This is a genomic window from Rubrivivax gelatinosus (assembly GCF_016583785.1).
Classification (GTDB): Bacteria; Pseudomonadota; Gammaproteobacteria; order Burkholderiales; family Burkholderiaceae_C; genus Rubrivivax; species Rubrivivax gelatinosus_B.
This window is the reverse complement of record NZ_NRRU01000169.1, coordinates 1-6,209: the sequence shown is the minus strand read 5'-3', so window position 1 is coordinate 6,209 and position 6,209 is coordinate 1. Positions and strand designations below refer to the sequence as shown.

The window sequence follows — 6,209 nt, the reverse complement described above, 5'->3', positions numbered from 1 at the left end:
CCTCCCCCACCTGACCGCCGCCCTCGTGCGTCGATGGGCAGCAGCGGCTCGCCGGTGTTCGATGCCCGGGGCGGCGTGATCGGCGTCTTCTCGCGCGTGGCCGCCAACCGCCCGCGCAACGCCTTCGAATACGGCCACACGCCGCGCGTGCACGTCGGCATGCGGCAAATCGTCGCGGCGATGGCCTGACGCCGCGCCCGGAAAGGCGTCCAGGGGCGATGGTCTGGATGGCCGGGCCGAGACGATCCGAACGACCAGCTCGACCTCGCCGCGCTTGAAGCAGCGGCATGGCGCCGCCACCGAGGCGTCGAGACGGCGGCGCGGCGCAGCGCCGCCACCCACCCCGCCTGCCGGTCCTGACACGCACCGGTCACAGCGCTGTTAAGACCGGTCGGAAGAATTAACGGTTCTCAAAATATCTCCACAGGAGTAGACATTGTTCAGAGAACCATCGAGCGCGCGTCGTGGCGGCATCGCACCGCACAAGCTCCTGCTGATCGGCGCGCTGCTGGCGCTGACGGCCTGCGGCAGCGACGATGACCCGGCCCCGACGCCGGACGCCTCCGCCGAGCTGGCGCTGCTGGAAACGACGGACCTGCACTACTACGCCCGCAGCTACAACTACTACTCCGACAAGGCAGACGACGGGGTCGGCCTGGAGCGCACGGCGACGCTGATCCGCCAGGCGCGCCAGGAGTTCGGCAACACCCTGCTCGTCGACAACGGCGACACGATCCAGGGCACGGTGCTGGGCAGCTACGAGGCGCAGGTGCAGCCGCTGGCGCCCACCGAGCAGCTGACGATGTACAAGGCGATGGCGACGCTGAAGTACGACGCCGGCACGCTGGGCAACCACGAGTTCAACTTCGGCCTGCCCTACCTGAGCCAGATCCTGGGTGGCGGGCTGGAAGTCGACGGCGTCGACCCGAAGGTCGGCTCCAAGGACAAGGGCCCGGGATTCCCGATCGTCACGGCCAACGTCACCAGCCTGAAGACCGGCAAGCCGCTGGTCGAGCCCTACGTCATCCTCGAACGCCAGCTGACGGCCAAGCAGGCCGACGGCACGACCGTGACGCACCCGATCAAGATCGGCGTGCTGGGCATCACCACGCCCGGCATCCTGAACTGGGACAAGGACAAGCTCGACGGCAAGGTCAGCACGCAGGACGGGCGCGATACCGCCGCGAAGTACGTGCCCGAGATCCGCCGCAAGGGCGCGGATCTGGTGTTCGTGCTGCTGCACGGCGGCATGAACGCCGGCGGCTACGCGGCGAACATGGAGAACCCCGGCTACTACATCACGAAGGACGTGCCGGGCATCGACGGCATCGTGATGGGCCACGAGCACAACACCTTCCCCGACCGCAGCGCCAAGCCGGCCTACACCTTCGAGGGCGCGGACAACACCAAGGGCACCGTCAACGGCGTGCCCGCGGTGATGGCCAGCTCCTGGGGCAAGGCGCTGGGCGTCATCAAGTACGCGCTGAAGTGGGACGGCACGGCGCACAAGTGGTCGGTCGACACCGGGAACACCGCGGTCGAAGTGCGCACGATCCAGACCGGCAGCAACCCGAGCACCTACGTGGCCAGCGACAGCGCCGTCGTCGAAGCGGTCGCGACCCTGCACGAGAAGACGCGCGCCTACGTGGCCTCGCCTATCGGCAGCAGCGACTTCCGCATGAACTCGATGTTCGCCGAACTCGGCGACTCGACGGCGCTGCAGGTGGTCAACCAGGCGCAGCAGGAGCACGTGGCGAACTACGTGAAGAAGAACCTGCCGCAGTACGCCGCGCTGCCGGTGCTGTCGGTCACCGCGCCGTTCAAGGCCGGCTATGGCAGCAGCACCGACTACACCGACGTCAAGGCGGGATCGCTCACCGTCGCCGCCGCCGCCGACCTCTACCTCTACGACAACAACACGATCAACGCGGTGAAGGTCACCGGCGCGCAGATCAAGCTGTGGCTGGAGAACGCCGCCGGGCGCTTCAACCGCATCGACCCGGCGAAGACCGAGGACCAGTGGCTGCTCAACGACAGCAAGACGGGCGTGCAGACCGGCTCGTCCTTCCCGGGCTACAACTACGACGTCTTCACCTCGCCGGACATCAGCTACGAGATCGACGTCACCCAGGCGCGCTACAACGTCAACGACCCGAGCCAGGGCGGCGAGCGCATCAAGAACCTGCGCTACAAGGGCCAGCCTATCGATGCGGCGCAGGAGTTCATCGTCGCCACGAACAACTACCGCGCCAACTCCAGCGCCCCGTACATCCTGGGCACCGGCAAGAAGTTCGACATCGTCTGGGCCGCGCCCGACGCCAACCGCGAAGTGGTGCTGAACTACGTCAAGGCGCGTCAGAACCTGGTTCGTACCAGCGACGGCGCCGCACGCAGCTGGCAGTTCACGAAGGTCACGACCGCCGGCAACGTGCTGTTCAAGTCAGGCAAGGGCGAACTGGCGGTGGCGCAGGCAGCGGGGCTGGCGAACGTCAGCGTCTACCGGGCCGACGACAACGGCGTCAACAGCGGCACCGGCAGCTACACCGTCTATCGCGTCGACCTGAGCCAGTAAACGAGACGGCCGCGGGCGGCCCTCGAGGCCCGCAGCTCTTCGGCCGCGTGACGCGGCGGACAAGGCCACCTTCGGGTGGCCTTGTCGTTTTCGCGGTGAAGGCGGGCGGTGCCGAGTGCCGGATGGATGCGTGGCTAACGGGGGGGCTGGCCGATCAGGCCGGACGCGTGCAGCGCGGCATGAGGTGCCGGTCGGCGTGAGGCCGCGGCGCCGGTGCGCCGGTCTTCCACTGCGCCAGCACCTCCCGGGCAAGCGTTCGCACCCGCGTCTCGTCAGCCCAGTCGATGCCGAGCGCCAAGCACAGGCACGCCAGTTCGGTCTCGATGTCGCTCAGGGTCTTGTCGTCGTCGATGAACACGATGTTGCTCCTGCCGCGAACGCGGCTTCAGACGCTTTCGAACACGGCGGCGATGCCCGACACCTGCCCGCCGAACACCGGCTGCAGCGGCGCGCGCATCGGGTCGTCGCGCAAGAACGGGAACCTCAGGCTCGACGAGCCGGCGTCGAGCACCAGGCTGGCGGCATGTCTGGCCATGGCCGGCTCCTCAGCCCGCGCGACGCGCGGCAGCCATCAGGGAGGCGATCGCGCAGGAGGCCAGGCGCGAGCGCAGGCTGTCGGCACGGCTGGTCAGGATCACCGGCACCTTGGCGCCGAGCACGATGCCGGCGGCGTCGGCGTTGGCCAGCAAGCTCAGCTGCTTGGCGAGCATGTTGCCGGCCACGAGGTCGGGCACCAGCAGGATGTCGGCCTGCCCGGCCACCGGCGACGTGATGCCCTTGGTGCGCGCTGCTTCGGCCGAGATCGCGTCGTCGAAGGCCAGAGGGCCGTCGAGCACGCCGCCGGTGATCTGGCCGCGCTCGGCCATCTTGCACAGCACCGCGGCTTCCAGCGTTGACGGGATCTTCGGGTTCAGCGTCTCCACGGCCGACAGGATCGCGACCTTGGGCGTCGCCACGCCCAGCACCTGCGCCAGGTGGATCGCGTTCTGGAGGATGTGCGCTTTGTCCTCCAGCGACGGTGAGATGTTGATCGCGGCGTCGGTGATCAGCAGCGCGCGCGGATAGGTCGGCACGTGCATCACGAAGACGTGGCTGATGCGTGCCGCGGTGCGCAGCAAGCTGTCCCGTCGCACCACCGCGCTCATCAGCTCGTCGGTGTGCAGCGCGCCCTTCATCAGCGCGCCGACCTCGCCGTTGCGCGCCAAGCGGGCCGCCGCTTCGGCTGCGTCCTTCGGCGAGCCGGCATCGACCATGCGCCAGCCGTCGATCGCCAGCCCGTGGCAGGCGGCCAGCGCACGCGTCTCGCGTGCCGGCCCCACCAGCACCGGCTCGATCAAGCCCGCCTGGGCCGCGTCGACCGCGGCACGCAGGGCCGGCTCGCTGCCGGGGTAGACAACCGCGGTGGCGAGCGGTTCCAGGCTGCGGCAGCGGCTCAGCAGCGCGTCGTGCAGCGCGGCGGCCACCGGCGGGCACTCGGTACGCCGCGACTCGACAGGGACGGCGGTTTCGTCGGAATACATGCGGCTCACCCGTCAGGAGGTCTCGTCGTCACGACCGGCCGGGCCGTCGGAGTCGCGGCTTTCCGGGCCGGTGAAGCGGTCGTTCATCACCCGGGGATAGACGTCGGTGCACGGGCCGAGCGCATGGCTGTAGCCAAGGTCGGGGCGCTGGCGGCTGTCGGCCACCGGGGCCGTCACGGTTCCGCGGCCGGGCTTGATGTTGGTGCCGACGTGCGTGTTGAGGAAGCTGACGTCGGCGATCGACTCGACGTCGCGCGCAGTGCGCAGCACGCCCGCCGTCAGGCGGCCGAACTCTTTGGCCTGGACGCCGGAGATCCTCCAGTTGCTCTGGCTGAAGTTCACCGCCGCGGCCGGGCCGCATGCCGGGCCCGACTTGTCACCGATGTGCGCGGCGCCCAGGGCCGGCACCTGCGGGCCACCGGTGTCGAAGACACGGGCGCCGCGGCGCGAGCCGACGCTTTCGCGCGGTGCCCACTGGAGTCCTCGGTTCGTTCTCATGTCGATTCCTCGGTGATGTGCCGGGGCAGCCGTTCTTCGGGCACAGCCGTACACGCGCCCCCGCACCGAAGCGTGAGCGAGTCGATCGCGATCTCGTGTGCCGCCTGGCGGCGCGGGGCGCGGTGAACCGGCCCCGCGCCGGTGCCTCAGCTCGTCAGCGGCGTCGCCTGGCGCGCCTGGAAGCGCAGCACCACGCGGTGCATCCGGTCGCCCATCGGGAACGGGTCGCTGCGCAGCACCAGGCCGTGGTCGCCGTCCAGCGTCGCGTGGCGCGTGTGCACGTCACCGCCCCAGTTCGGGATCAGGCACTGCAGGATCTTCTGCGAGACCGTGCGCTGCGCCTCGTCAACGGTGTAAGGCCCGGCGTACGCGAGGTAGCTGCGCGCTGCGGCCACCGTCTGCTCGACGCTGCCGCCGTCCTGGGTCGGCTCGTCGTAGCGGCGGCGCTCGCTGACCGAGATCTGAAACGACATCCAGCCGTCGGCCCCGTAGCTGACGTAGCCCAGCGCCGCCCGGCCCATGGGGTAGACCTGCGGGCCCTGCTCGTCGTCCAGGCTGAACGAGTCCAGCACCCAGGTGCCAGGCAGGCGGCGGGAGAGAAGTTCTGCGGACATGTCCGTCGCCCGTCCTCAGGCCAGGATCGCGACGGCGCGCGTCCAGCCGGCCGATGCACCGCGGACCTTCACCGGGAAGCACACGACCTCGAAGCCGGTGGCCGGGAGCGACTCGAGGTTCAGCAGCTTCTCCATGTGGCAGTAGCCGATGTCGATGCCGGCGAAGTGGCCTTCCCATATCAGGCTCTTGTCCTGTGTCTGGGCGTAGCGCTTGGCGGTGAAGCTGAACGGCGCGTCCCAGCTCCAGGCGTCGGTGCCGGTGACGCGCACGCCGCGCTCGAGCAGGTACATCGTCGCCTCGCGCCCCATGCCGCAGCCGCTGTCGACATACGTCATCGAACCGTACTTGGCGGCCGCCGAGGTGTTGACCAGCACGATGTCCAGCGGGCTCAGCTTGTGGCCGATGCGCGCGAGTTCGGCCTCGACCTGCGCTGCCGTGACGACGTGGCCATCGGGCAGGTGGCGGAAGTCGAGCTTGACGCCGGGGCGCATGCACCAGTCCAGCGGCACCTCGTCGATGGTCAGCGCGCGCTTGCCGCCGTCCATCGTCGAGTGATAGTGGTAAGGCGCGTCCAGGTGGGTGCCGTTGTGGGTGTTGAGGGTCACCTCCTCGATCGCCCAGCCTTCGCCGCCCGGCAGATCCTCGGGCTTGAGCCCGGGAAAAGAGCTGGCCATCAGCTGCGCCATCTCGGTGTGGCCGCGGTAGACGATCTTCGGGCCCAGGCCCGGGGGATCCGAGGGCTTGTCGTTCTCGATGGCCATCGAGATGTCGACGATGCGCCTCTTCGGCGCGGCCGCGACGGCCGGTGCCGAGGCGCTGAGCGCGGCCATCAGGCCGGCCATGCCGCCGGCCTGCGCCAGCATGCGGCGGCGGTTGGGATTCGAGGCACCTTTGGCGGAAGCGGTGGTTTCCGGCGCGGACGCGTCGTGGCGGCCGGCCTTGGTATCCGTGAGCTTGCTCATGTTCTGCACTCTTTCAGTGGGAGGAAGCGGGCGCGATGCGGC

8 protein-coding genes are annotated in these 6,209 nt (G+C 69.4%); 2 read left to right on the top strand and 6 right to left on the bottom strand.

Features of this window, described 5'->3' with window-relative positions; genetic code table 11:
* Both CKO43_RS24625 and CKO43_RS24620 read left to right on the top strand, forming a co-directional pair.
* Positions 1-189, top strand: a 189-nt coding sequence (locus CKO43_RS24625; protein ID WP_200380318.1) for a hypothetical protein, incomplete at its 5' end; no start/stop codon positions are given.
* Between the two features lie 247 nt (positions 190-436).
* Complete coding sequence (locus CKO43_RS24620) at positions 437-2,572, top strand: bifunctional 2',3'-cyclic-nucleotide 2'-phosphodiesterase/3'-nucleotidase (protein ID WP_200380317.1); 2,136 nt, start codon at positions 437-439, stop codon at positions 2,570-2,572.
* Between the two features lie 154 nt (positions 2,573-2,726).
* Here CKO43_RS24620 and CKO43_RS24615 read toward each other — a convergent pair whose 3' ends face one another.
* From CKO43_RS24615 to CKO43_RS24590, 6 genes are all read right to left on the bottom strand, one after another.
* Complete coding sequence (locus CKO43_RS24615) at positions 2,727-2,930, bottom strand: hypothetical protein (protein ID WP_200380316.1); 204 nt, start codon at positions 2,928-2,930, stop codon at positions 2,727-2,729.
* 27 nt (positions 2,931-2,957) lie between these two features.
* Positions 2,958-3,107, bottom strand: coding sequence for a hypothetical protein (locus tag CKO43_RS24610; protein ID WP_200231471.1), 150 nt, complete (start codon positions 3,105-3,107; stop codon positions 2,958-2,960).
* A gap of 10 nt (positions 3,108-3,117) precedes the next feature.
* Positions 3,118-4,092 (bottom strand): bifunctional enoyl-CoA hydratase/phosphate acetyltransferase, encoded by a 975-nt coding sequence (locus CKO43_RS24605; protein ID WP_200380315.1) that lies wholly within the window; start codon positions 4,090-4,092, stop codon positions 3,118-3,120.
* Positions 4,093-4,104: 12 nt separating this feature from the next.
* A complete protein-coding gene (locus CKO43_RS24600) occupies positions 4,105-4,590 on the bottom strand; it encodes a hypothetical protein (RefSeq protein WP_200380314.1) in 486 nt (161 codons plus the stop codon).
* Between the two features lie 146 nt (positions 4,591-4,736).
* Positions 4,737-5,204, bottom strand: a complete 468-nt coding sequence (locus CKO43_RS24595) for a lipocalin-like domain-containing protein (RefSeq protein WP_200231474.1) — start codon at positions 5,202-5,204, stop codon at positions 4,737-4,739.
* Between the two features lie 15 nt (positions 5,205-5,219).
* Positions 5,220-6,035: a cyclase family protein gene (locus tag CKO43_RS24590; RefSeq protein ID WP_346014486.1), complete on the bottom strand. Its 816-nt coding sequence runs from the start codon at positions 6,033-6,035 to the stop codon at positions 5,220-5,222.
* Positions 6,036-6,209: the final 174 nt, after the last annotated feature.